23 protein-coding genes are annotated in these 22,647 nt (G+C 74.2%); 10 read left to right on the top strand and 13 right to left on the bottom strand.

Going from position 1 to position 22,647, the window contains the following annotated elements; translation table 11 throughout:
* Positions 1–19 precede the first annotated feature (19 nt).
* Entirely contained in the window at positions 20–859 is an 840-nt protein-coding gene (locus tag ACZ466_RS53335) for an acyl-CoA thioesterase (RefSeq protein WP_378289953.1), read from the bottom strand.
* Between the two features lie 62 nt (positions 860–921).
* On the bottom strand, positions 922–1,959 hold the full coding sequence (locus ACZ466_RS53330; protein ID WP_378289941.1) for an NAD(P)H-dependent amine dehydrogenase family protein: 1,038 nt from the start codon (positions 1,957–1,959) through the stop codon (positions 922–924).
* A 468-nt stretch (positions 1,960–2,427) separates the two neighbouring features.
* Between ACZ466_RS53330 and ACZ466_RS53325 the strand changes: the two genes are divergently transcribed.
* The 9 genes from ACZ466_RS53325 to ACZ466_RS53285 all read left to right on the top strand — a co-directional run bounded on the left by ACZ466_RS53325 (position 2,428) and on the right by ACZ466_RS53285 (position 11,334).
* Positions 2,428–3,804, top strand: coding sequence for an ABC transporter substrate-binding protein (locus ACZ466_RS53325; protein ID WP_378289943.1), 1,377 nt, complete (start codon positions 2,428–2,430; stop codon positions 3,802–3,804).
* Between the two features lie 26 nt (positions 3,805–3,830).
* Positions 3,831–5,912: a branched-chain amino acid ABC transporter permease gene (locus tag ACZ466_RS53320; RefSeq protein ID WP_464042374.1), complete on the top strand. Its 2,082-nt coding sequence runs from the start codon at positions 3,831–3,833 to the stop codon at positions 5,910–5,912.
* Entirely contained in the window at positions 5,896–6,624 is a 729-nt protein-coding gene (locus ACZ466_RS53315; protein ID WP_378289947.1) for an ABC transporter ATP-binding protein, read from the top strand. Before ACZ466_RS53320 ends, ACZ466_RS53315 begins: the two co-directional genes overlap by 17 nt.
* Positions 6,621–7,334: an ABC transporter ATP-binding protein gene (locus tag ACZ466_RS53310; protein WP_378289949.1), complete on the top strand. Its 714-nt coding sequence runs from the start codon at positions 6,621–6,623 to the stop codon at positions 7,332–7,334. The genes ACZ466_RS53315 and ACZ466_RS53310 overlap by 4 nt, the downstream gene beginning before the upstream one ends.
* Entirely contained in the window at positions 7,331–7,807 is a 477-nt protein-coding gene (locus tag ACZ466_RS53305; RefSeq protein WP_378289951.1) for a hypothetical protein, read from the top strand. Before ACZ466_RS53310 ends, ACZ466_RS53305 begins: the two co-directional genes overlap by 4 nt.
* Positions 7,808–7,839: 32 nt before the next feature.
* Positions 7,840–9,135 (top strand): amidohydrolase family protein, encoded by a 1,296-nt coding sequence (locus ACZ466_RS53300; protein WP_464042371.1) that lies wholly within the window; start codon positions 7,840–7,842, stop codon positions 9,133–9,135.
* Positions 9,132–9,857, top strand: coding sequence for an enoyl-CoA hydratase-related protein (locus tag ACZ466_RS53295; protein WP_378284689.1), 726 nt, complete (start codon positions 9,132–9,134; stop codon positions 9,855–9,857). Before ACZ466_RS53300 ends, ACZ466_RS53295 begins: the two co-directional genes overlap by 4 nt.
* A gap of 137 nt (positions 9,858–9,994) precedes the next feature.
* On the top strand, positions 9,995–10,618 hold the full coding sequence (locus ACZ466_RS53290; protein ID WP_378284690.1) for a TetR/AcrR family transcriptional regulator: 624 nt from the start codon (positions 9,995–9,997) through the stop codon (positions 10,616–10,618).
* Positions 10,619–10,662: 44 nt separating this feature from the next.
* Positions 10,663–11,334, top strand: coding sequence for a TetR/AcrR family transcriptional regulator (locus ACZ466_RS53285; RefSeq protein WP_378284692.1), 672 nt, complete (start codon positions 10,663–10,665; stop codon positions 11,332–11,334).
* 26 nt (positions 11,335–11,360) lie between these two features.
* On the opposite strand, the gene ACZ466_RS53280 is transcribed toward ACZ466_RS53285, so the two are convergent.
* Both ACZ466_RS53280 and ACZ466_RS53275 read right to left on the bottom strand, forming a co-directional pair.
* A complete protein-coding gene (locus ACZ466_RS53280; protein ID WP_378284693.1) occupies positions 11,361–12,239 on the bottom strand; it encodes an SDR family NAD(P)-dependent oxidoreductase in 879 nt (292 codons plus the stop codon).
* A 20-nt stretch (positions 12,240–12,259) separates the two neighbouring features.
* A complete protein-coding gene (locus ACZ466_RS53275) occupies positions 12,260–13,162 on the bottom strand; it encodes an LLM class F420-dependent oxidoreductase (RefSeq protein ID WP_378284694.1) in 903 nt (300 codons plus the stop codon).
* A 198-nt stretch (positions 13,163–13,360) separates the two neighbouring features.
* Between ACZ466_RS53275 and ACZ466_RS53270 the strand changes: the two genes are divergently transcribed.
* Positions 13,361–14,779, top strand: coding sequence for an RtcB family protein (locus tag ACZ466_RS53270; RefSeq protein ID WP_378284695.1), 1,419 nt, complete (start codon positions 13,361–13,363; stop codon positions 14,777–14,779).
* Between the two features lie 29 nt (positions 14,780–14,808).
* Here the strand turns inward: ACZ466_RS53270 and ACZ466_RS53265 are convergent, their stop codons facing one another.
* The 9 genes from ACZ466_RS53265 to ACZ466_RS53225 are packed head-to-tail and all read right to left on the bottom strand — an operon-like array spanning position 14,809 to position 22,631.
* On the bottom strand, positions 14,809–15,276 hold the full coding sequence (locus tag ACZ466_RS53265; RefSeq protein WP_378284696.1) for an archease: 468 nt from the start codon (positions 15,274–15,276) through the stop codon (positions 14,809–14,811).
* Positions 15,251–15,766 (bottom strand): nitroreductase family protein, encoded by a 516-nt coding sequence (locus ACZ466_RS53260; RefSeq protein ID WP_378284697.1) that lies wholly within the window; start codon positions 15,764–15,766, stop codon positions 15,251–15,253. Before ACZ466_RS53260 ends, ACZ466_RS53265 begins: the two co-directional genes overlap by 26 nt.
* A gap of 56 nt (positions 15,767–15,822) precedes the next feature.
* Entirely contained in the window at positions 15,823–16,842 is a 1,020-nt protein-coding gene (locus tag ACZ466_RS53255; protein ID WP_378284698.1) for an ABC transporter substrate-binding protein, read from the bottom strand.
* Between the two features lie 10 nt (positions 16,843–16,852).
* The gene (locus ACZ466_RS53250) at positions 16,853–18,217 is read right to left on the bottom strand and encodes a nucleotide pyrophosphatase/phosphodiesterase family protein (protein WP_378284699.1); all 1,365 of its coding nucleotides are present in this window, start codon (positions 18,215–18,217) and stop codon (positions 16,853–16,855) included.
* 13 nt (positions 18,218–18,230) lie between these two features.
* Positions 18,231–19,400, bottom strand: a complete 1,170-nt coding sequence (gene eboE, locus ACZ466_RS53245) for a metabolite traffic protein EboE (protein ID WP_464042368.1) — start codon at positions 19,398–19,400, stop codon at positions 18,231–18,233.
* Positions 19,401–19,415: 15 nt separating this feature from the next.
* The gene (locus tag ACZ466_RS53240; protein ID WP_378284701.1) at positions 19,416–20,279 is read right to left on the bottom strand and encodes a TatD family hydrolase; all 864 of its coding nucleotides are present in this window, start codon (positions 20,277–20,279) and stop codon (positions 19,416–19,418) included.
* On the bottom strand, positions 20,276–20,899 hold the full coding sequence (locus ACZ466_RS53235) for an EboA domain-containing protein (RefSeq protein ID WP_378284702.1): 624 nt from the start codon (positions 20,897–20,899) through the stop codon (positions 20,276–20,278). The genes ACZ466_RS53240 and ACZ466_RS53235 overlap by 4 nt, the downstream gene beginning before the upstream one ends.
* A complete protein-coding gene (locus ACZ466_RS53230) occupies positions 20,896–21,759 on the bottom strand; it encodes a sugar phosphate isomerase/epimerase family protein (RefSeq protein ID WP_378284703.1) in 864 nt (287 codons plus the stop codon). Before ACZ466_RS53230 ends, ACZ466_RS53235 begins: the two co-directional genes overlap by 4 nt.
* Positions 21,756–22,631, bottom strand: coding sequence for an SCO3242 family prenyltransferase (locus ACZ466_RS53225; RefSeq protein ID WP_464042365.1), 876 nt, complete (start codon positions 22,629–22,631; stop codon positions 21,756–21,758). Before ACZ466_RS53225 ends, ACZ466_RS53230 begins: the two co-directional genes overlap by 4 nt.
* Between the last annotated feature and the right edge of the window lie 16 nt (positions 22,632–22,647).

The raw sequence follows: 22,647 nt of genomic DNA, 5'->3' as shown, positions 1-22,647 counted from the left end.
TTCGGCGCGCCGCTGAGGTCTACTCGGCGAACCGCAGGAGGGCCTCCTGCGCGAAGGAGGCGACGAGGCCGCCGTCCGCGGTGAGGACGTCGCCGCGCCCGAAGCAGCGGCCGTGGGCCAGGATCGGGCTGTGCTGGCGGAGCAGCAGCCATTCGTCGCAGCGGAACGGCCGGTGGAACCAGAGGGTGTGCGAGGTGACGGCGGAGGTGAACGCCTTCTGCGCGTCCCGCTGGCTCACGTTCTCGACGGGGAGCAGCGCCGTGCCGATGAGGTTCAGATCGGTCGCGTAGGCGGTCAGCCCCGGGGCGAACTCGGCGCCGACCGGCGGGGTCTTCATCCAGACGTCCAGCTGCGGCGGGGACGACTTCGGGGAGTTCAGGTCGACGTCCGCCCGGGTCTCCCACGGGATCAGGTCGAAGTCGGCCCGGTGCTCCTCGCCGATCGGGCCGGAGGCCGCCGGGACGGTCTGGTGGTCCGGCCCGTCCTCCGCCGAGTGCAGCGACACCGAGGCGGTGGCCACGACGCCCTTCGACTGCCGGGCGGTGATGCCCAGGGTGGCGAAGGTGCCGCCCTCGTGGTGGCGCTCGACCTCGAACCGGATGGGCTCGTCGGACCGGCCCGCCCGGGGGAAGAGGACGTGCAGCGACTTGACGGCCTTGCCGGGAGTGACGAGCGCGGCGGCCCGCGCGAACTGGGCCAGGATCTGGCCGCCGAAGACGCGGTGGTAGCTCAGCTTCTGGTTGCGGCCCTCGAAGACCGTGAGCGCGGGGCCCTTGCCGTCCTCGCGCGAGGGGTCGGGGGACGCCTCTCCCGGGGTGAGGTCGTGCAGGTCGAGGCAGTCGAGCAGGTCGTTCCACATGTCGTTCACAAACGCTCCGGGCGGGAGAGGGGATACGGGGGCGGTGGGGGCGGGGCCCGCGCTCAGCCGAGGACGGCGTGGATCTGCGGGAGGTCGATGGTCGTGCGGATGCCCGGTGCGGCCGCGCACACGAAGGGCACGGCGTTGACGGCGCGGTTCGCGGTGTAGCCGGGCGAGGTCTCGGCCATCCGCTCCAGCGGCACGGGGAAGCGCATGTCGATGTCGAGCGGCGCGTCCCCCTGGACGTCGACGTGCCATCCGGTGTCGCGGACGTCCCAGGCCGGGTCGAGGTCGGGGGTGCAGTACCACAGGGCGCGGAAGCGCAGCACCGCGCGGCCGTCGCGCAGGCCCGACACCGTCAGCCGCTGCGCCGCCACGGTGCCGGCCTTCAGGGTGCCGGCGGCGATGGTGACCTCGCGCGGCGTCACCGCGACCTCGCCGCTCGCCTCGATCGCGTCCAGCGGCGTCCCCAGGGCGTCGGCGACCAGCTCCAGCGAGGGGCCGAAGCTGACCCGCCCGTGGGACAGCCGGCGCTCGTCGAAGTCGGCGGGCGGCCTGCCGAAGCCCATCACCTCGAAGAGCAGGCCGGGGGAGTCGCGCCGGGAGAGGTCGGCGAACTCGCTGATCGTCAGGGAGTCGAGCCGCCGCTGGATGGAGGACAGCACGAGCGGGACGGCCTCGCTGATGAACCCGGGGCTGCTCCCGGTGCTGTGGATGGAGGTGCCGCCCTTCTCGCAGGCGGCCTCGACCCGTTCCCGGAAGGCGGGCTTCATGCTGGCGGGCCGGTGGAACTCGCCCCTGGTCGTGACGATGTTCGTCCCCGCCTCCAGCAGCCGACAGACCTCGTCGTAGTCGCACGCCCGGGGCATGTAGAGGACGCAGTCGGCGCCCAGGTCGAGGACGTCCTCGATGCTCCGGGTCGCCGTGACCCCGGTCTTGCCGAGCCCGCACAGGGTCCCGGCGTCGGCGCCGTCCTTGTCCTCCGAGTGGACGTACAGCCCCGCCAGATTGAGGGCGGGATGCTCGATGACGCCGCGGAGCGCGCGGGTCCCGATGTTCCCGGTGGCCCACTGGACGACGTTCAGGCGTGCCTGGGTCATGGATCCTCCCGATCTACCTCGCGAGAACGCTATTCTTCGCAACCGAGATGGTCAATACCGCCAGGCGGGTGCGGACGGCCCGGGCGGCGATGAGCGACTCCCCGGCGGGCGGCGGGGGGATTCGGGGGCGGTCGGGGGCCGGTGACCGGTTCCGGCACAGGTCGATCATCGTTCTTCTAAATGCACTGTTGATTCTCGTCATTTGAAAAGCTAGTTTCCTCATACCGAGAGGAGCCTGCCTGATGGGACACGAAGGCGAGGTCACGGCCGTCACAGGGCCAAGGCCGTTCGGTCCAGCAGGCCGCCGTCACCGCTCCGCCCCCCGAACCCCGTCGACGGGCACCGGTCCACCACCCCTGGACCCGCCCGCCGGTCACCGGTCGCCCGGGAGGGGTTCACGGGACGACGGAGCACACGTGGTGATCGTCTGACCCACCACCGGCCGGGGGCAGTACCGAGGAGGAAATCGTGAAACCGCAGAGAAGCCTCGCCGCCCTCATAGCGGTCGCGCTGCTGGCCGCAGGCTGCGGCCGCAGCGGGTCCAGTACGGAAGAGTCGCCCGGCGGCGCCGAGCCCGCCAAGGCCGTGTCCTTCGACTTCGGCGACCTCAAGCGCATCTGCAACAAGGGCGACGCGAAGAGCTCCCCGGCCCAGGGCGTCACCGTCGACACCATCACGGTCGGGACCCTGACCGACATGGGCTTCACCAAGAAGTCGGAGTACGTCGACACCGCCAAGGTGTTCACGTCCTGGTGCAACGAGGCCGGAGGCATCAACGGCCGCAAGATCGTCTCCAAGACCCGCGACGCCAAGCTGTTCGAGGTCCGCCAGCGGGTGCTGGAGGCCTGCCGCGAGGACTTCGCGCTGGTCGGCGGCGGTTCCGCGTTCGACGGCACGGGCGTCAAGGAGCGCCTGTCGTGCCTGCTGCCCGACTTCCCCGGCCAGACCGTCCAGCACGAGGCCAACGGCTCGGACCTGCAGGTTTACCCGCTGGGCGCGGGCCACTCCTACAACCGGTACGAGGGCTTCTGGCGGTGGCTGCTGAAGGAGGCGTACCCGTCCTCGGCGAGCGCCATCGGCACCATCACCGGTGACAGCCCCGGCCCCAAGATCCTCACCGAGCAGGGCAAGGAGAGCATCACCGCGGCCGGCGGCAAGGTCGTCTACAGCGACCTCCACCCGGCCGGGGGCGTCGCGGACTGGACCCCCTACGCGCAGTCCATCAAGAACAAGGGCGTCAAGGGCCTGGTGTTCTACGGCGACTTCAACAGCCTCGCCAAGCTCATGCAGGCGCTGACCAACATCAACTACAAGCTCGAGTGGATCGACGCCAACGCCAACGCCTACAGCTCCACGTTCGTCAAGGTCGCCGGCAAGACGCTCGACTACCAGAACGTGCTGCTCGACCTCAGCGGCATGTACCCGCTGGAGAACGCCGCGGGCAACCCGGCCACCCAGCAGTTCGTCGACCTGTTCAAGAAGTACGCCCCCGGCAAGGAGCCGACGCAGCCGGCCCTGCGCGCGTTCTCGACCTGGCTGCTGTTCGCCAAGGCGGCCGCGAGCTGCGGTGACGCCCTCACCCGCAAGTGCGTCGTCGAGGCGGCCCAGAAGGAGACGCGGTGGACCGCGGGCGGCCTCATCGCCCCCGTGGACCTGTCCAAGAAGGACACCCCGCTCAAGTGCTGGAACGCAGTCAAGGCGACGTCGAAGGGCTTCGAGGCCGCCGACTTCAAGCCCGACAGCGGCACCTACCGCTGTGACGCGCCCGCCTACAAGTACACCGGCACGTACCCCAAGCCGGTGACCCTCGCCGCCGTCGGCAAGAGCCCGGGCGACGTCAAGTAATGGAGCAGTTCCTCGCTTTCGGTGTGGTGGGGTTGAGCACCGCCGCGATCTATGCCGTCATCGGCAGCGGTCTGGTGCTCACCTACACCACCACCGGCGTGTTCAACTTCGCCCACGGGGCGACCGGCATGCTGGCGGCCTTCGCCTACTGGCAGCTCGCCGTCGGGTGGGGCCTGCCGGTCTGGCTGGCCCTGGCGCTGGTGCTGCTCGTGATCGCCCCCGTCTTCGGGCTCCTGCTGGAACGTTTCGTCCTGCGGGAGGCCCAGGCCCTGGGCGACGCGCAGCGCCTGGTGATCACGATCGCGCTGCTGAGCGGGTTCATCGCGCTGGCGCGCTGGGTCTGGGACCCCAACGAGGCCCGGCCGCTGTCGCCGTTCTTCGTCGACCGGCCGCCGATCCGCATCGGCCCGGCCGTGGTCACCTGGCACCAGGCCATCACCATGATCGTCGCGGTGGCGGTGGCGGTCGCGCTGTGGGCGCTGCTGAACCGGACGCGCACCGGCGCGGAGATGCGGGCGACCGTCGACGACCGGGCGCTGGTCGGGCTCACCGGCGCCGACCCGGTCCGGGCGAACCGCGTCGCGTGGATGCTCGGCACCCAGCTCGCGGCGATCGGCGGCATCCTCATCGCGCCGACCGTCGCGCTGGACGCCCAGCAGCTCTCGCTGCTGATCGTCAGCGCCTACGCCGCCGCCATCTTCGGCCGGCTGCGCAGCCTGCCGCTCACCTTCCTCGGCGCGGTCGTCGTCGGCTGCACCGAGAGCTACCTCACCGGCTACCTGCCGCAGAACGACTTCCTGCCGGGGCTGCGGCTGGCCGCGCCCGCGCTGCTGCTGTTCGCGGTGCTGCTGCTGTTCCCGCACCGGCGGTTGCGCGGCCGGGACCGCAAGCTGATCCAGGTGCCGGTGCCGCCGGCGCGCGGCACGGCGGTGTTCGCCGGATGCATCGTCGCCGGCGGCCTGTTCCTGGCCACGACGCTGGGCGACGAGCAGGCCATCACCTACGGGTCGATGTTCGCGCTCGGCATCGTCGCGCTCTCGTTCGTGCCGCTGACCGGGTACGCGGGCCAGGTCTCGCTGTGCCAGTTCAGCATCGCGGGGATCGGCGCGATCGTGTGGGCGCAGCTCGGCGCCAACGGCGAGGTGTGGGCGCTGGGCGCCGCGGTCCTGGTGTCGGCGGTCGTCGGCGCGCTGATCGCGCTGCCGGCGCTGCGCCTGTCGGGCGTGTACCTGGCGCTGGGCACCACCGCCTTCACCATCATCCTCGACCGGTGGATCTTCACGCTGCCCTCGTTCGAGCTGTTCGGGGTGCGGATCGCGCTGTTCCAGCAGGGCTCGGTGGAGATGGCCGGGCCGCGGCTGTTCGGGTTCCGGGCGGACGAGACGCGGGAGATCATGATGGTCTCCGCGGTGGTCCTGGCGCTGGCCGTGCTCGGGGTGGCGGCGCTGCGCCGCGGCCCGTTCGGGCGCCGGCTGATCGCGCTGCGCGACAGCGAGGCCGCCTACGCCACCCTCGGCGGCAACCTGCTGCTGGCCAAGCTGATGGTGTTCTCGCTGTCGGCGGGCCTGGCCGGGCTCGGCGGCGCCCTGTACGGGATGCACCTGCGGTCGGTCACCGCCGAGAACTTCAACCTGGTGGCCGGTCTGCCGATCTTCCTGGTCGCGGTGATCGGCGGTCTGGGCCGGGTCGGGAACGGCATGTTCTCCGGGGCGTCCACCGTCGGCCCGCAGGTACTGGTCGGCGTGGCCCCGTGGACCATCAACCCGATCGGGCTGCTGCCCGCCACGATCGGGATCGCGGTCAGCCGCCACCCCGACGGCGTGCTGCCCATGATGCGGGCCGGATGGGAGCCGCTCGGCAGGAGCCGGGCCGCGGTCACCGCGCTGCTCGGCCTGGTCGCGGCCGGCTGGCTGCTGCACCTCGGCGGCCTGGTCAACGGCTGGACGCTGTTCATCGCCCTGCTGGTCGGGGCGCACATCGTGCAGGTCTACGCCAGGCGGCGGGAGGCGACCCCGGCCGAGCCGGAGGTCCCCGTCGAGTGGTGGGGCGTGCGGCGCCCCTGGCGCCGGGAGGACGGGGAGGTGCTGGCCCGTGCCGTCGCCGGATAGCGTGGCGCTGGAAGCGCGCGGGGTCGTGGTCTCCTTCGGGGGCAACCGGGCCCTGGACGGGGTCGCCATGACCGCCGAGAAGGGCCGGATCACCGGGCTGATCGGGCCCAACGGGGCCGGCAAGAGCACCCTGTTCGACGTCGTGTGCGGGCTGCGCAAGCCGTCCGCCGGGCGGGTGCTCATGGACGGCCGCGACGTGACCCGGCTGGGCCCCATGCGCCGGGCCCGGTTCGGGCTGGCCCGGACGTTCCAGCGGCTGGAGCTGTTCGGCCGGCTGAGCGTCCGCGACAACCTGCTGGTCGCCGCGGAGCTGGGGCCCGAGCGGCGGCGCGCCGAGCGCGCCGTCACCGAGATCCTCGACCGGCTCGACCTGGCCGGATCCGCCGACAGCCCCGCCGACACGCTGCCGACCGGGGTCGCCCGGCTGGTCGAGGTGGGCCGGGCGATGGCGGTCCGGCCCCGGCTGCTGCTCCTCGACGAGCCGGCCGCCGGGCAGGACGGCGAGGAGACCGAGCGGTTCGCCGCCCTGCTGCGCTCGCTGGCCGGCGACGGCACCGCCGTCGTGCTGGTCGAGCACGACATGGGCCTGGTCATGAGCGTGTGCGACGAGGTGCACGTGCTCGACCTCGGCAAGGTCATCGCGGTCGGCCCGCCCGCGGAGATCCGCCGCGACGAGAAGGTCCTGGCGGCCTACCTGGGGGAGGACGCGTGAACGACCGTCCCCTGCTCGAACTGCGCGCCGTGCGCGCCGCCTACGAGCAGATCACCGTCCTGCACGGGGTGGACCTGGCCGTCTCCGCCGGACAGGTGGTGGCCCTGCTCGGCCCCAACGGCGCCGGCAAGACCACCACGCTGCGGGTCGCGGCGGGGATCCATCCGCCCTCGTCCGGCACCCTCCTGATGGGGGGCCGGGACATGACCGGCGCCGCCCCGCACGACCTGGCCCGCAAGGGGGTCTGCCTGATCCCCGAGGGGCGGGGCGTGTTCCCCAACCTGTCGGTCCGCGACAACCTCCTCATGATGACCTTCACCGGCCGCAGCCGGGACGAGGTGGAGGAGGTCGCGTTCGCCCGGTTCCCCGTCCTGGCCAAGCGCGCCGGGCAGACCGCGGGGACCCTCTCCGGCGGCGAGCAGCAGATGCTCGCGCTGGCCCGCGGCCTGGCGACCGACCCGGCCGTGCTGCTCCTGGACGAACTGTCCATGGGCCTGGCCCCGCTGGTCGTCGGCCGGCTGTACGAGCAGGTCACCGAGATCGCCCGGCAGGGGGTGGCCGTGCTGGTCGTGGAGCAGTTCGCGGCCGCCGTCCTGGACATCGCCGATCACGCCGCCGTCCTGGTGCGCGGCCGGATCGAACGGCAGGGCGATCCCGACGAGGAGTTGCGCACCGAACTTTCGGCCCTCTACCTGGGGAGTTCCCAATGACCTCGACGGAGACGACCTCGTCCGAGAACGCCTCGACCGGCACCGCTCCGACCGCCCCGGCGGGGGCCGCGGGCGCGGCCGGCGCGGCCGGCGCGTCCGACGCCCGTGCGGACCGCTTCGTCCGCGAGCTGGCCGAGCTGAAGATCCCCGACCCGGCGAGCGCACGGGCCGGACTCTGGCTGCGCCTCGGCGCGGTGCTGATGGCGCTCGGTCCGGTGCTCGGCATCGTGGCCTTCTTCATGTCGCACAGCACGCGCGACCCGCTCGTGCAGCGCGACGCCCTCGCCCTCGCCATCGGCGGCGTCGCCGGCAGCGTGGCGGGCGCCGCGCTCTTCGTGCGGTACTCCCTGACCGGCTTCCTGCGGTTCTGGATGGCCCGCCAGTCCTACGACCTCACCCTGCTCGGCGACCGCCTGCTCGAGAAGGACGCCCCGCACGACCCCGGGACCGGCACCGGCGCCGAGTCCCGGTGAACCCTGTCCGCCTTCGATGAAGGGAAGCGTCGTTGAACCGCGACGACATGATCCTGATCAGTGTCGATGACCACATCATCGAACCGCCCGACATGTTCGTGAACCACCTGCCCGAGCGCTACAAGGCCGACGCGCCGCGCCTGGTGCACCGCGACGACGGTACCGACGTGTGGCAGTTCCGCGACACCGTCATCCCCAACGCCGCCCTCAACGCCGTCGCCGGGCGTCCCAAAGAGGAATACGGCATGGAGCCGCAGGGCCTGGACGAGATCCGGCCCGGTTGCTACGACGTGAACGAGCGCGTCAAGGACATGGACGCCGGGGGCATCCTGGCCTCGATGAACTTCCCCTCCTTCCCCGGCTTCGCCGCCCGCCTGTTCGCCACCGAGGACCACGACTTCTCGCTCTCCCTGGTCCGCGCCTACAACGACTGGCACATCGACGAATGGTGCGCCGCCCACCCGGGCCGCTTCATCCCGATGGCACTGCCGGTCATCTGGGACCCCCAGGCGTGCGCCGAGGAGATCCACCGGGTCGCGGCCAAGGGCTGCCACTCCCTCACCTTCAGCGAGAACCCCGCCGCGATGGGCTACCCCAGCTTCCACAGCGAGCACTGGGACCCGGTCTGGCGCGCGCTGGTCGACACCGGAACCGTCCTCAACGTCCACATCGGCTCCTCGGGCCGCCTGGCGGTGCCCGCAGTGGACTCCCCGCCCGACGTGTTGATCACGTTGCAGCCGATGAACATCGTGTCGGCGGCGGCGGATCTGCTGTGGTCGCGGGTGATCAAGGAGTTCCCGGGCATCCGCATCGCGCTGTCGGAGGGCGGCACCGGCTGGATCCCCTACTTCCTGGAGCGCGTCGACCGCACCTTCGAGATGCACGCCACCTGGACCCTGCAGGACTTCGGCGGCAAACTCCCCAGCGAGGTGTTCCGCGAGCACTTCCTCACCTGCTTCATCTCCGACCCCCTGGGCGTCCGCCTGCGCCACGACATCGGCATCGACAACATCTGCTGGGAAGCCGACTACCCCCACAGCGACTCCATGTGGCCCGGCGCCCCCGAAGAACTCCATCAGGTCCTGGCCGACTGCCAGGTCCCCGACACCGACATCGACAAGATGACCCACCAGAACGCCATGCGCTGGTACTCCTTCGACCCCTTCACCCACATCCCCCGCGACAAGGCCACCGTCGGCGCCCTGCGGCAGGCCGCCGAGGGACACGACGTGTCCGTCCAGTCCCGGAGCAAGCGCGTCATCTCCCCCTCGGAGAAGCTCGAGGGTTACCGGGAGCGGGCCCGCCGGGCGGTGGCGGCCGGCCGATGAGCGACGTCGTTCTGACCGAGCGGGTCGGCAACGTGCTGGTGGCGACGATGAACCGGCCCGAGGCCCGCAACGCCCTCGATCCCGCGCTGATGGACGAGCTGAGCGAGGTGCTCCGGGGCGCCGACGCCGACCCGGAGGTCAGGGCGGTCGTCCTGACCGGGGCGGGCACCGTCTTCTGCGCCGGGCTCGACCTGAAGGCGTTCGCCCGCGGCGCCGACTTCAAGAAGCTGCTGTGGTTCTACCACCGGGGCATCGAGACCCCGGTGGTGGCCGCGCTCAACGGCTCCGCGCTCGCGGGCGGCTTCGAGCTGATGCTCGCCTGCGATCTGGTGGTCGCGGCCGAGGGCGCCAAGCTCGGGGTGACCGAGGTGAAGCGGGGGCTGTTCGCGGCCGGCGGCGGGACGCTGCTGTCCCAGCGGGTCCCCGCGGCCGTCGCGCTGGAGATGGGGCTGACCGGCGACCCCGTCACCGCCGCGCGCGCCTACGAGTTCGGCCTGGTCAACCGGGTCGTGCCGGCCGACCGGGTGGTGCCGGAGGCGCTGGCGCTGGCCGGGCGGATCGCCGAGAACGGCCCGCTGGGCGTCGCCATGACCAAGAAGCTGATGCGTGAGCGCCGCTGGTGCACTCCCGCCGAGGTCGAGTCGGTCTTCGGCAGCGCCGACGCGAAGGAGGGGGCGCGGGCGTTCGCCGAACGGCGGCCGCCGGCCTGGAAGGGCGAGTGACCGGACGGGAGCCCGCCCCGCCGGCCGTCGCCCGGCGGGGCGGGCTCCTCGGCTAATGTCTAGGTGCGGTGCGCGGATGACGTCCGCGCGCCGCCTGCGCGGGGAGCGGCTCCGGCGGACGGGTCGGAGGGTGAGCGATGGCGGAGCGGCCGAGCCCGCGCGAGCTGCGCCGCCGGCTGCGGATCGAGCTGAGCAGGGAGCAGCTGCTCGACACCGCCGAGGAGCTGTTCACCCGGCGCGGCTACCACGAGACCAGCCTCAAGGACGTGGCCGAGCGCAGCGAGTACTCGGTCGCCTCCATCTACTCCTTCTTCGAGAGCAAGGAGGACCTGTACCTCGCGGTCCTCATGCGGCGCGGCGCCGAGCAGCGGGCGGAGATGGGACGGCTCGCGGCGGAGGAGGCGGCCGCGGGCGACCGGCTGGTCGCGATGGTGCGGGCGCAGGTCGAGTGCCGCCGCCGGTACCCGGCGTGGGGCCGGCTGCACGCCCAGGCGACCAAGGCCGGCGGGGCGGGCGCGGGTGACGTCCCGCAGGCCTACCGCGACTACTACCAGGAGATCGTGGGGCTCCTGGCGGCGGTCGTCGCGGAGGGGCAGGACGAGGGCGCGATCCGCTCCGGCGACCCGCACGCGCTGTCGCGGCTGTGCTGCGCCCTCGTCGACGGCTTCACGCTCATGGACCCGATGGTCAGCGACGAGCCCGCGGGGCTCGACGCCGAGGAGTTCCTGAGGTTCGTCCGCGAGACGTTCACCACCGCCTGACCGTCCCGCCGGTCCGGGGAGGGGGTTCTGGCACACTGCTGCCCATGTCGTCCTCCGCCCGACCGCGAACGCGGCACGGCGCCACGCCCGCGCCCCGCCGCGGCGGCCGGCCCACGCTCGCGGAGGCGGCCGAGCTGGACCGTGCGGTGCGCGACGGCGCCCTGAGGCTGTTCCTGGAGCACGGGTACGAGGGCACGTCGATGGACGCCGTCGCCCGCGCCGCCGGCACCACCAAGGCCTCGCTCTACAAGCGCTTCGCGAGCAAGGAGGAGGTCTTCGCCTCCGTGATCAGGTGGGCCGTCATGCGGCCCGACTGGCCCGTGCCCGAGCCCGACCCGCCCGCCCTGGACGACCTGGAGGGGGCCCTCACCGCCATCGCGGACGCGGCCGTGCTCCGGGCCCTGCATCCCTCGATGGTCCAGTTGTGCCGGATCGCCGTCGCCGAGGCCGCGCGCTTTCCCGACCTGGCCGGCCGGACCTTCACCACCGGGTTCGTCCCGGGCCGCCCGCTGGTGGTCGAGCTGCTGAACCGGCACGCGGCCACGGGCGCGATCGTCGCCGACGACCCCGAGGTCCTCGCCGAGCACTTCCTCGGCATGGTCTCGGGCACTCCCGCGCGACTGGCCTGGTTCGGCATCGTGCGGGAGCCCGAGGTCCAGGAGCGCCACACGCGGGTCGCGGTGCGCCTGTTCCTGCGCGGCCTGCGCCCGGACTGACCGTTCGCCGGCCCGTGGCCGTCCTGTCAGCCTTCCTCGCCGTTGGCGGAGAAGCGCTCCAGCAGGGGCGCCGGGGCGTGGTTGCCCCATCCCGAGTCCGGCCAGTTGAACCAGCCCGACGACGCGAACGTGCCGCCGTCCGGGTGGATGGTGGTCCCGGTGACGTAGGAGGACAGGCCGGACGCCAGGAACACCACGCAGCCCGACACGTCGGTGACCACGCCGGCCCGTCCCATCGGGATGGCGATGCGGACCCCGGCCGGGGTCGACATCGCGTTGTCGCCGCCTCCGCCCGAGAGCCTCGCCATGTTGGGCGTGGGCGTGTAGTCGGGGGCGACGTTGTTGACCCGGATGCCGTCGGGGGCGAGTTCGACGGCGAGCGTCCGCGCGAAGTGCTCGACGGCGGCCTTGGCGGCGGCGTAGACGGCGAAGCCGGGCGCCGCCCGGTGGGCCTCGACGGTGGTGAGGTTGACGATGCTGCCGCCGCGCCCGCCCGCCCGCATCCGCGGCGCCGCGAGGGAGCAGGCGTGCAGGACGTGCAGCAGGTTCGTGCGCAGGAGCGTGTCCCAGCCCTTGGGGCGGGTGTCGAGGAAGGGCGCCCGGAAGGTGCCGCCGACCACGTTGACCAGGGTGTCGACGCGGCCCCAGCGCTCGTCGACGGCCTCGAACAGGGCCGCCAGCGCGTCGCCGTCGCGGGCGTCGCCGTGGTGGACGATCGCCTCGGCGCCCTGCCCGTCCAGCGAGCGGCGCAGCCCGTCGACCGCCTCGGCGTCGATGTCGATCACCGCGAGGCGGACGCCGTTCGCGGCGAGGTCGGACGCGACGGCCTCGCCGAGCCCGCCCGCGCCGCCGGTGATCACCGCGACGGTCCCGGCCAGGCCGGCGCGTTCCTCGAACCATCCCATGGGGGCCGCTCCTCCGGTCGTCACGAAAGGTAGGTCGAGCCGAAGGCGTCGATGAACTCCAGCGTGGCCGCGGGGTCCTGGGTGCGGCTCGACACCACGACCCAGGTGGCGCCGGCCTTCTCGATCTCGGCGAACGCCTCCCGGTGGCGGTCCGGCTCGGCGGCGGGCGTCTGGATGCCCTCGCCCTGGTAGGAGTGCAGCACGTCGATCCGGTCGGTGCGCCCGGCGGCGGCCGCGGCCTCCCGCAGCTCGGTGACGGCGACGGCCAGGTCGGCGACCGAGCCGAGCGCGGGCGTGCGCGCGGTCGTGCTGAGCTGCGCCCCGCCGGTCATCGGCATCCACCCCTGCGCCCGCTCGGCGACGCGGCGGCGGCTCAGCTTGGAGTTGCCGCCGATCCAGATCGGGATGGGGTCCTGGACGGGGCGCGGCAGGGAGATGACCTCGCGCGCGCTGAAGTGCCGGCCCTGGTAGCTGAACGGCTTGCCGCTCCAGTGCAGCGGGAGCACGTCGAGGGCCTCGTCGAACAGGGCGTTGCGCTCGTCCATGTCGACGCCCAGGGCGTAGAACTCGCTCTTCTGGTAGCCGGTGCCGAGGCCGAGGATGAAGCGCCCGCCCGAGAGCTTGTCCAGGGTCGAGGCCGCCTTGGCGAGGAGGAAGGGGTTCCGGTAGGGCGCGACCGCCAGGTAGGTGAGCAGCCGCAGCCGTTCGGTCGCGGCGGCCACGTAGCCGAGGGTGACGAAGGGGTCGAGCGTCTGGTGCCCGCCCGAGGCCATCCACCGGGCGCCGGGAACGGGGTGCTCGCTGAGCGAGAATCCGTCGAAGCCCGCCCGCTCCGCGGCGATCGCGACCTCGCGGATCGGTCCCGCGTCGAGCACGTCGCCGTCGGGCCCGCTCGTCTCCGGGTAATGGAAGATGAAGCGCATCGTCACCTCGTCATTCGTCCCTGGAAGCCGCTCAACGGGCAGCGACGGCCCGGAGAATGACCCTTGTCTGCATTGTACACAGGCTTATCAATAAATAAAGAGGATGGCTCTCCGATTTGGGAAACCATGCTCTAGTTCCGCCGGTGGGACGCCTGCCGGGGACGCATGGCCGCCGGAGCGGCGGGTAGCTTCTGGACCATGATGGCGCACCCGGTTCAGGAGGGTCCGTACCGGTACCGGATCGAGCCGACCGGCGCGATGCGGGTGCCCGGCGTGGTGTTCGCCTCCGCCGGGCTGCTGCGCGAGGCGGGCCGGGCCCTCGAACAGGTCGCCAACGTCGCCACGCTGCCGGGCGTGGTGGACGCGTCGTACGCCATGCCCGACGTGCACTGGGGATACGGCTTCGCCATCGGCGGCGTCGCGGCCACCGACCCCCGGGACGGGGGCGTGGTCTCACCCGGCGGCGTGGGCTTCGACATCTCGTGCGGGGTGCGGCTGCTGGCCGCCGACATCGACGCGCCGGGGCTGCGGCCCGTGCTGGAGCGGCTGATGGACGGCCTCGACCCCGCCGTCCCGCGCGGCATGGGGAAGGGCGCCGTCTGGCGGCAGCCGGGCCGCGCCGATCTGGCCGGCATCCTCACCGGCGGCTCGCGGTACGCGGTCGAGCACGGCCACGGCGAGGAGCGCGACCTGCTGCGCTGCGAGGACGGCGGCGCGGTCGCCGGCGCCGACCCCGGCCAGGTCAGCGGGCGGGCACTGGAACGGGGCGCCCGGCAGGTCGGCAGCCTGGGGTCGGGCAACCACTTCCTCGAGGTGCAGCGGGTGGCCGAGGTGTACGATCCGGCCGCCGCCGAGGCGTTCGGGCTGGCGCGGGACCAGGTCTGCGTCATGATCCACTGCGGCTCGCGCGGCCTGGGGCACCAGATCTGCGGCGACCACGTCCGGGCGATGGACCGGGGCATGGCCCGGTACGGCATCGAGGTGCCCGACCGGCAGCTGGCGTGCGCGCCCGTCGACTCCGCCGAGGGCCGCGCCTACCTGGGCGCCATGGCCGCCGCGGCCAACTACGGCCGCGCCAACCGGCAGCTGCTGGCCCAGGCGGCCCGCCGGGTCTTCCGGCGCGTGGCCGGCGCCCGGCTCGAGCTGGTGTACGACGTCTCGCACAACCTCGCCAAGCTGGAGGACCACCTGGTGGCGGGGGAGCGGCGGCGGCTGTGCGTCCACCGCAAGGGCGCCACCCTGGCCCTGCCGCCCGGCCACCCCGGCCTCCCGCCCGACCTTCGCGAGGCCGGTCAGCCGGTGCTGATCCCCGGGACGATGGGCACCGCGTCCTACGTCCTGGCGGGCGTCCCCGGCGGGCGGGCGTTCTTCTCCACCTGCCACGGCGCCGGCCGCGTGCAGAGCCGCCACCAGGCCGCGCGCGGGGTCGACGGCAGGCGGCTGCGCTCGTCGCTGGAGGCCGAGGGGATCGCGGTGCGCGCCTCGTCGTGGCGGGGCCTGGCCGAGGAGGCCCCGGCGGCCTACAAGGACGTCTCCGCGGTCGTCGAGGCGGGCGAGGGCGCGGGCCTGTGCCGCAAGGTGGCCCGCCTGGTGCCGCTCGGCGTCGTCAAGGGCTGAGCGCGTTGAAGCGGATCGTCGACGACCCGTCACACGTCGACCGTGACCGCGCAGGTCCGGCCGCCGGTCTTCCGGTCGCGGCCGAAGCGCAGGTCGTGCAGCGACACCGCCTTGGGCACCGCGCCGACCGCGGCCGCCCGCGCCGCGTCGCCGACCGTCAGCCGGGCAGCCAGCCCGCCGCCCGGCGCACCGGTGATCTCGGCGCCGAGCACCACCTCGCCGTGCACCTCCAGCCGGTAGATCACCTCGTCGAGCACGGTCACGAGCATGTCCGCGTCCGGCCCCGGCGCCACCTCCACCGGGACGGTGCGCAGCGGCTCGACGCCGGCGGTGTCGGCGAAGCACTCCACCAGCCCGGCCACCGCCTCGGCGACGCAGCGCTCGCGCGTCGGCCCCCACGCCTCGATCCGCAGGTCGGCGGTGTGCGGGACGCCGCGATGCCCGGCGCCCCCGCCCTGGGGGCCGGGCCCGCTACCACCGGTCGATGTGGACGACATCGTCGAAGGGGCGGCGGTCGGGCCGCTCGACGGGCCGCAGCGGCCGGCCGGCCGGAAGGCCGAAGGCGATCAGGAAGGCGCAGAACCGGTCGGCGGGGAACCCCAGCAGGTCGCGCGCCAGGTCCTGTTCGCTGACGGCGGCGTGGCCGCTGCCGATCCCGAGGTCGGCCGCGGCCAGCATCATCGCCATCGTGGCCTGGCCGAGATCGAACTGCAGCTGGTCGCGCCGGCGTCCCTCGGCGTCGGCCGGGGCGACGAGGGCGACGGTGGCCGCCGAGCGGGCGACATGGCCCGCGCCCTGCCAGACCTTGGCCAGCTCCTGGAGCCGCGGCCGCTCGGTGACCAGCACGAAGTCCCAGGGCTGCCAGTTCTGGGACGAGGGGCTCCGGCGGCCCGCCTCCAGGATCCGGTCGAGGTCCTCGCGCGGCAGTGCCTCGTCCTCGTAGGCCCGCACGTTACGGCGTGATCTGATCGCGTCCCATGTCTCCACGCGGCCCGTCTACCCGTGCCCGCTCCGGCGAAACGCGCCGCGGCGGGCCGGGCGATTCAGCGATCCCGTACCAGCTCGGGGGGCCAGACCACGCGGCGGCGGCCGCCCTGCCACCGCACGGTGAGCACCGGATGGCCCACCTGGGCGCCCGACCGGTCGAGCCGGAACGGGCCGAACATCGTCGTGCACGCCAGCGCGGCCGCGGCGGCGCGCAGGGCGCGATCGTCGAAGCCGCCGGCCTCCCGCGCGCAGCGGGCGGCGATGAGCCCGGCCGCGAACGCCTGCGCCGCCGGATAGGGCGGAACCGTTCCCGTCAGCTCGCCGTAGCGCCGCACGAACCAGTCCCCGTCGGGGCCCTCGTCGGGCTCCCAGGGACGGTCCGCCAGCCACTGCGCCGGACCCAGCCAGCCGTCCCGGGCCTCGCCCAGACCGGCGAGCACGTCCTCCTCGCCGGCGCCGACCAGGGCGCAGGCCCGCCACGGGCGCTCCGCCAGCACGCGTCCGGCCGCACGCTCGTCCTCGAACCCCGCGGCCACCATCATCACGTCCGCCGGAGGGGCCCGGCGCGCCGCCGCTGCCGCTGTGCCCGGCGCGAACCCGGTCCTCCGCACGGCCAGCCCGAGCGCCTCCGCCTTCCGTTGCGCGCCCACCGCGACCTCGCGTCCGAACACGGTCTCCGCGTGGAGGACGGTCACCGTCCGGACCTCGCCGCGCAGCATCTCCAGCGCCCCCTCGAAATAGGAGGAGGCGGGGGAGAGCACGCTGACGACATGGTCATGGCGGCTCAGCCGGCCAGAAGCCCCGCCGTGGTTCCAGACCAGCCGCCCGGTGCCCCGCGCCATCGCCAGCGCGTCCCGGGTCCCGTACGGGCCGAACAGCAGATCGGGCCCGCCGTCCAGGGCCGCCCGCAGCGCCGGTGCCACGCCCGGCCCCGAGTCGTGGACGCTCAACTCCACCCGGCCGCGCGCCCCGGGCAGGTCGGCGGCCGACCCGGCCCACAGGCGCAGGGCCTCCGCTCCGGCGCGCCCGAACCCTTCGAGCGGCCCCGACAACGGTGTCACCAGCGCGGCCCGCACAGCCCTGGACCTACCCGCTGAGCCGGATCAGCAGATCCTTGACCTCGGTGGCCTCGTAGCGGTCGCGCGCCGCCGAGGGGTCGGAGCAGAGCAGCACGGGGCCGTCCGCGGGGTCCGCGGGCAGGCGCCCGTGGCTGCCCCGCACCATGCGGCCGTTCAGCGGGACGACGTTCATCATGTAGCGCAGGCCGGTCTTCTTCCGGGCCAGGGCCAGGCCCGCCCGGAGCTTGACCAGCGGGTCGGCGGGGTCCATGAACAGCTCCGCCGGGTCGTACCCCGGCTTGCGGTGGATCTCGACGAGCCGCGCGAAGTCGGGCGCGCGCGCGTCGTCCAGCCAGTAGTAGTACGCGAACCAGGCGTCCGGCGCCGCGACCGCCACCAGCTCCCCGGACCGCTCGTGGTCGAGGCCCGCCTCCGCCTTGCCGGCGTCGTCGAGGACCCGGTCCACGCCGTCCAGCTCGGCGAGCAGCGACCGCACCCGTTCGAGGTCGCCGGGGTCGCGGACGTAGACGTGCGCGATCTGGTGGTCGGCCACGGCGAACGCGCGGGAGGTCCACGGATCGAGGTACTCCATCCCGTCCTGCGTGTGCACCTCCAGCAGCCCGGCGCGGCGCAGCGCGCGGTTGATCTCGACCGGGCGGGAGACGGGCGTGATGCCGTACTCCGACAGCGCCACCGTGGTCGCGCCGCGGTCGCGGGCCGCCGCCAGCAGCGGGCCGAGGAGGTCGTCCAGGGCCGCGGCGGCATGGCGGGCGCGGCGGTCGTCCGGTCCGTACCGCTGCAGGTCGTAGTCAAGGTGGGGGAGGTAGACCAGGGTCAGGTCCGGGCGCTCCTCGGCCAGCAGCAGCCGTGCCGCGTCGCAGATCCACCGGGAGGAGGGCAGCCCCGCGCGCGGACCCCAGTAGGTGAACAGCGGAAAGTCGCCGAGCCGCGAGGTGAGCCGGTCGTGCAGCGAGGGCGGCCAGGTGTAGCAGTCGGGCTCCTTGCGCCCGTCGGCGTAGTAGATGGGACGCGGCGTGATCGTCCAGTCGACGTCCGCTCCCATCGCGTACCACCAGCACACGTTGGCGACGGTGTACCCGGGACGGTCCCGCTTCAGCGCCTGCCACACCTTCTCGCCGCCCACCAGCGCGTTGTGCTGCCGCCACAGCAGCACCTCGCCGAGCTCGCGGAAGTACCACCCGTTGCCGACGACGCCGTGCCCGCTCGGCGGCTCACCGGTGAGGAACGTCGACTGCACCGAGCAGGTGACCGCGGGCAGGACGGTGCCCAGCTCGGCCTGGAACCCGTCGGCGGCGAGCTTGGACAGGTTGGGCATGGACGGCAGGAGCCGCGGGGTGAGCCCCACGACGTCGAGCACCACGAGCGGGGTCATGAACTCTCCTTCGTCACGCCGTCTCGTCGGTGAGGCCGAGCCGGAGCAGCTCGGCGCGGGTCCAGTCGAGCTCGGCGGCGATGCCCGCGACCAGCCGGTCGCCGGCGGTGCCGCCGCCGGGCAGCACCGTCCAGGTGTAGGTCTCGACCTCGATGTGATCGGTGCGGGCGGCGGGGCCGCCCACCAGCGCCCGCAGGGTGGCGGCGAGCTCGGCGCGGGTGCTGGTGAGCGGGGCGGGCGGGTCGGCGTGCAGCGGCATGTGGAAGTGCACCCGCCAGGGCGCGTCCACCGGCAGCCCGCCGCCGGACGCGCCCCCGAGGGCGTCCGGCAGGTCGTCGGCGCGGTGGACGCCGCGCGCGTCCAGCGCGCGGGTCTGGTGGAGGTAGCGCGGCTCGGCGAACGCCGCCAGCGCGGAACGCGCGGCGCGCGGGTCGGCGGCGTGCAGCGCGGCCGACGCCTGGGTCTTCACCACCGGGAGCCCGGCCGCGTCCAGCCGGGCCAGTGCCTCCTCCGGCTCCTCGAAGGCGACCGCCAGGTGGCAGGCGTCCAGGCACACGCCCAGCCGCCGGGGATCCAGGCCGGACAGGTGGCGGGCCGCGTCCGCGGTGGTCTCCACGACGCAGCCCGGTTCCGGCTCCAGCCCGACCCGCACCGCCCGGCCGGTGCGCTCCTCCAGGTCGTCCAGCTCGGCGGCGAGCGCGTCGAGGTGGCGGCGGGCCCTGTCGCGCCGCTCGCCGTCCCACCAGGGCGCCCAGCCCAGCGGCAGGGTGGAGACGCTGCCGCGGACGGCGTCGCCGGGCAGGAGCGCGGCCAGGATCCGCGCCAGGTCGACCGTGTAGGCGAGCCGTTCGGGGTCGCCCCAGTCGGGCAGGTAGACGTCGGTCTTCACCACCTCGCGGCCGAAGCCCGCGTACGGGAAGCCGTTGAGCGTCACCACCTCCAGGCCGCCGCCGTCCAGCGCGGCGCGCAGCTTCTCCAGCGCCGCGGGCTCGGCGGCCAGCAGGGCGGCGACGGGACGGGGCAGCCAGAGCCCGATCGACAACCGGGGGACGCCCAGGAGCCGCCGGACCGGCTCGGCGTACCGTCCCAGCCGGTCGAGGACTCCGGGCAGGTCGTCGGCCGGATGGACGTTGGCGCAGTAGGCCAGGTGCACGAGCGTGCCGTCGGCGTGGCGCAGCCGCATGCGTTCCTCCCGGGGTCAGGCGGTCGTGCGCGGCGTGCCGCGCAGCACCGAGTTGCCGGCGAACAGGGCGTCGCCGCCGACGGGGGCGTCCAGCACCAGCCGGCCGCTCTGGCCGTAGAACTCCACGGGGTTGCGCCAGAGCACGCGGTCCACGTCGTCCTCGGTGAACCCGGCGGCCAGCATCGCCTCCCCGGTCCGCGCGGTCGTGAGCGGGTCGCTGCGGCCCCAGTCGGCGGCCGAGTTGACCAGCATCCGCTCGGTGCCGTGCTCGCGCAGGACGGCGACCATCCGGTCCTCGTCCATCTTGGTGTCGGGGTAGATGGAGAACCCCATCCAGCAGCCCGTCCCGGCCACCAGGCCCACCGTGACCTCGTTGAGGTGGTCGATCACCACCCGTCCGGGCGGCAGTCCCGACTCGCGCACCACGTCGAGCGAGCGGCGGGTGCCGGCAGCCTTGTCCCGGTGCGGGGTGTGCACCAGCACCGGCAGGCCGTGCTCGGCGGCCAGGGCCAGCTGGCGGGCGAAGACCTCGTCCTCCTCGGGGGTCATCGAGTCGTAGCCGACCTCGCCGACCGCGACCACCCCGTCCTTCTCCAGGTAGCGGGGCAGCAGGTCCAGCACGGGCCGGCAGCGCGGGTCCCCGGCCTCCTTGGGGTTGAGCGCGATCGTGCAGTGGTGGCGGATCCCGAACTGGGCGGCCCGGAACGGCTCCCAGCCCACGAGCCCGTCGAAGTAGTCCGCGAAGGTGCCCACCGAGGTGCGGGGCTGGCCGAGCCAGAACGCGGGCTCCACCAGCGCCCGCACGCCCGCGGCGCGCATCCGCTCGTAGTCGTCGGTGGTACGCGAGGTCATGTGGATGTGCGGGTCGAAGATTCTCACCGGGCCTCCAGGAAACGGGCCACGTCGGGCGGTACGTCTCGTCCTGCGGCGGTGCGCTCGCGCGCGTAGTCGGACATCATCCGGGTCAGCTCGGCGTCGGCGCGCTCGCCCAGCCCGGCCACGACGGCCAGCGGCACGCCGGTGAACGCGCATTTCAGGACGGCCTGCCGCCAGGCCGGACCGGGCAGCCGGGCGGCGGCGTAGGGGCCGAGGGCGGCGGCCACCAGGCGGGAGTCGTTGCTGCGCAGCGCGTCGTGCAGCAGCGGCAGCGCGGCGTCGCCGGCCTCGGCGCCCAGCGCGTCCAGGGAGCGCAGCACCCCGCGCCGCTCCTGCGCGTCGCCGTGGCGGTAGAGGTCGGCGAGGCGTGCCGCGAGGACGTCACCGGTGCACGGCAGTTCGAGCAGCATCGCCACCCGGGCCGCGTCGTCCGCGGTCCAGCCGGGCGGGTCCGGCAGCGGTCCGCGTCCGCAGCGGCGGCCCGCCGCGGGCAGCAGCACGGCCGCCGCGCCCGGATCGCCCGCGATCTTCTCCCGGGCCCGGCCGAGCCACGCGGCCGCCTCGGGGCTCAGGGCAGGCCGCAGGGCACGCTCGAGCCTCGCGCGCAGCACCTCCCTCGTCATGTGACCTCCTCAAGCCCTCGGGACGGGACGCCGGCGGCGGCCCTGAGGAACTCCAGCGAGCGGCGCGCCGCACCGGGGGCGTCATGGCCGTGCCTGGGCAGCTCGACCGAGACCAGCCCGCGGTACCCGGTCTCCTCCAGCGCCCTCATGACCGGCGGGAAGTCGATCTCACCGGCGCCGAACTCCAGGTGCTCGTGCACGCCCCGCCGCATGTCCTCGATCTGCACGCCCGCCAGCCGGGGCCCGGCGCGGCGCACGCAGGCGGGCACCGGCTCCTCCTCCAGGCACCGGCAGTGGCCGATGTCCAGCATGATCCCGAAGCGTTCCGGGTCGCCCAGCCGGGCGGCCAGCCGCTCGTACCCGGCGATCGTGTCGACGAACATGCCGGGCTCCGGCTCGAACGCCAGCGTGACGCCGCGCTCGTCCGCGAGCCGCAGGACCTCGGCGCAGCCCCGCGCCAGCCGGTCCCACCGCACCTCCGGAGGCTCGGCTCCGATGGCGGTGCCGCTCCAGAACGACACCGCCTGCGCGCCGAGGTCTTCCGCGATCCGGACCGCCCGCAGCAGCAGGTCGACCCGGCGGCCGGCACCGTCCTCCGACAGCAGTGTCGGCTGGTGCTTGCGCCACGGGTCCAGCAGGTACCGGGCCCCGGTCTCGACCACCACCGACAGCCCCAGCTCCGCCAGCCGCGCCGCGACCCGGCCGACCGCGCGCGGCAGATCGGGCGCGAACGGGTCGAGGTGACGCACGTCCAGGGTCAGCGCGACGCCGTCGTACCCGAGGCCCGCCAGCACCGCCAGCGCGTCCTCCAGCCGGTGGTCGGCGAACCCGTTGGTCCCGTAACCGAGCCGCGGCCTCATGTCGGCGAGACCTTCCGCGCCAGCCGCCGCGCCAGCGGATGGGCCGGGACGAGCGCCAGCGCCGCCGCCGGATGCCCGCGCGCGGCCGTCAGCGCCGCCTGCAACGGGATCAGGCCGAGGATCCCCGCCCCGACCGCCCCGCGGATCCGCTCGGCGCTCGGGTCCCGTACCGCCGCCGCCTGCGGGGGCCCGACCGCGGCGGCGTACGCGCACAGCAGCCCGGCGGCGACCGCCCGGGACGGGCCCGGCGCGCCCGTCCGGGACGCGAGGATCTGCGCCGCCGCCGAGGGCAGCACGGGCGCGCCCGCCGCGGCCGCCCAGCCGACCCGCCGCGCGGTGGCCCCGGCGACCTCGCCCCGGCTCAGCAGCGTGACCGCGAACGTGTGGGCGCCGACGGTGAACGCGGCGGGCAGCGCGGCCCGCCGCCGTCCCCCGGCAGGCGCCGCGCCGAGCATGACGTCCAGCCCGCGGCACAGCGCCATCCCGGCGGGGGCCGCGGGCGTTCCCTTCAACAGCAGGTCGTAGGCCCACACGGCCCCGGCGAGAGGGAGCGCCGCGCCCAGCGCCCGCCTGCCGCCCGCCGCGGCGGCCAGCGCCACCCCGGCGCCGGTCAGCCCGGCCGCCACCGCGAACGCCGTCCCCGGCCGGACCCGCCCGGAGGGGATCGGCCGCTCGGGACGCTCGACCGCGTCCAGCCGCCGGTCGGCGTAGTCGTTGAGGGCCATCCCGCCCCAGTACAGGCACACCGAGGAGGCGGCGAGCGCCGGGGTGCGCAGCCCGTGCAGGCCGCCGGCCGCGGCGGCCCCCGCCAGCACGTCGCCGGGCACCGACAGCGCGGCCGGCGCCCGGACGAGCTCGGCCAGGGCGCCCATCGGCGGCACCCGCCGG

This window comes from Actinomadura rugatobispora (genome assembly GCF_055379765.1).
The sequence above is the reverse complement of the archived record's forward strand: the minus strand, read 5'-3'. Positions and strand labels throughout refer to the sequence as shown.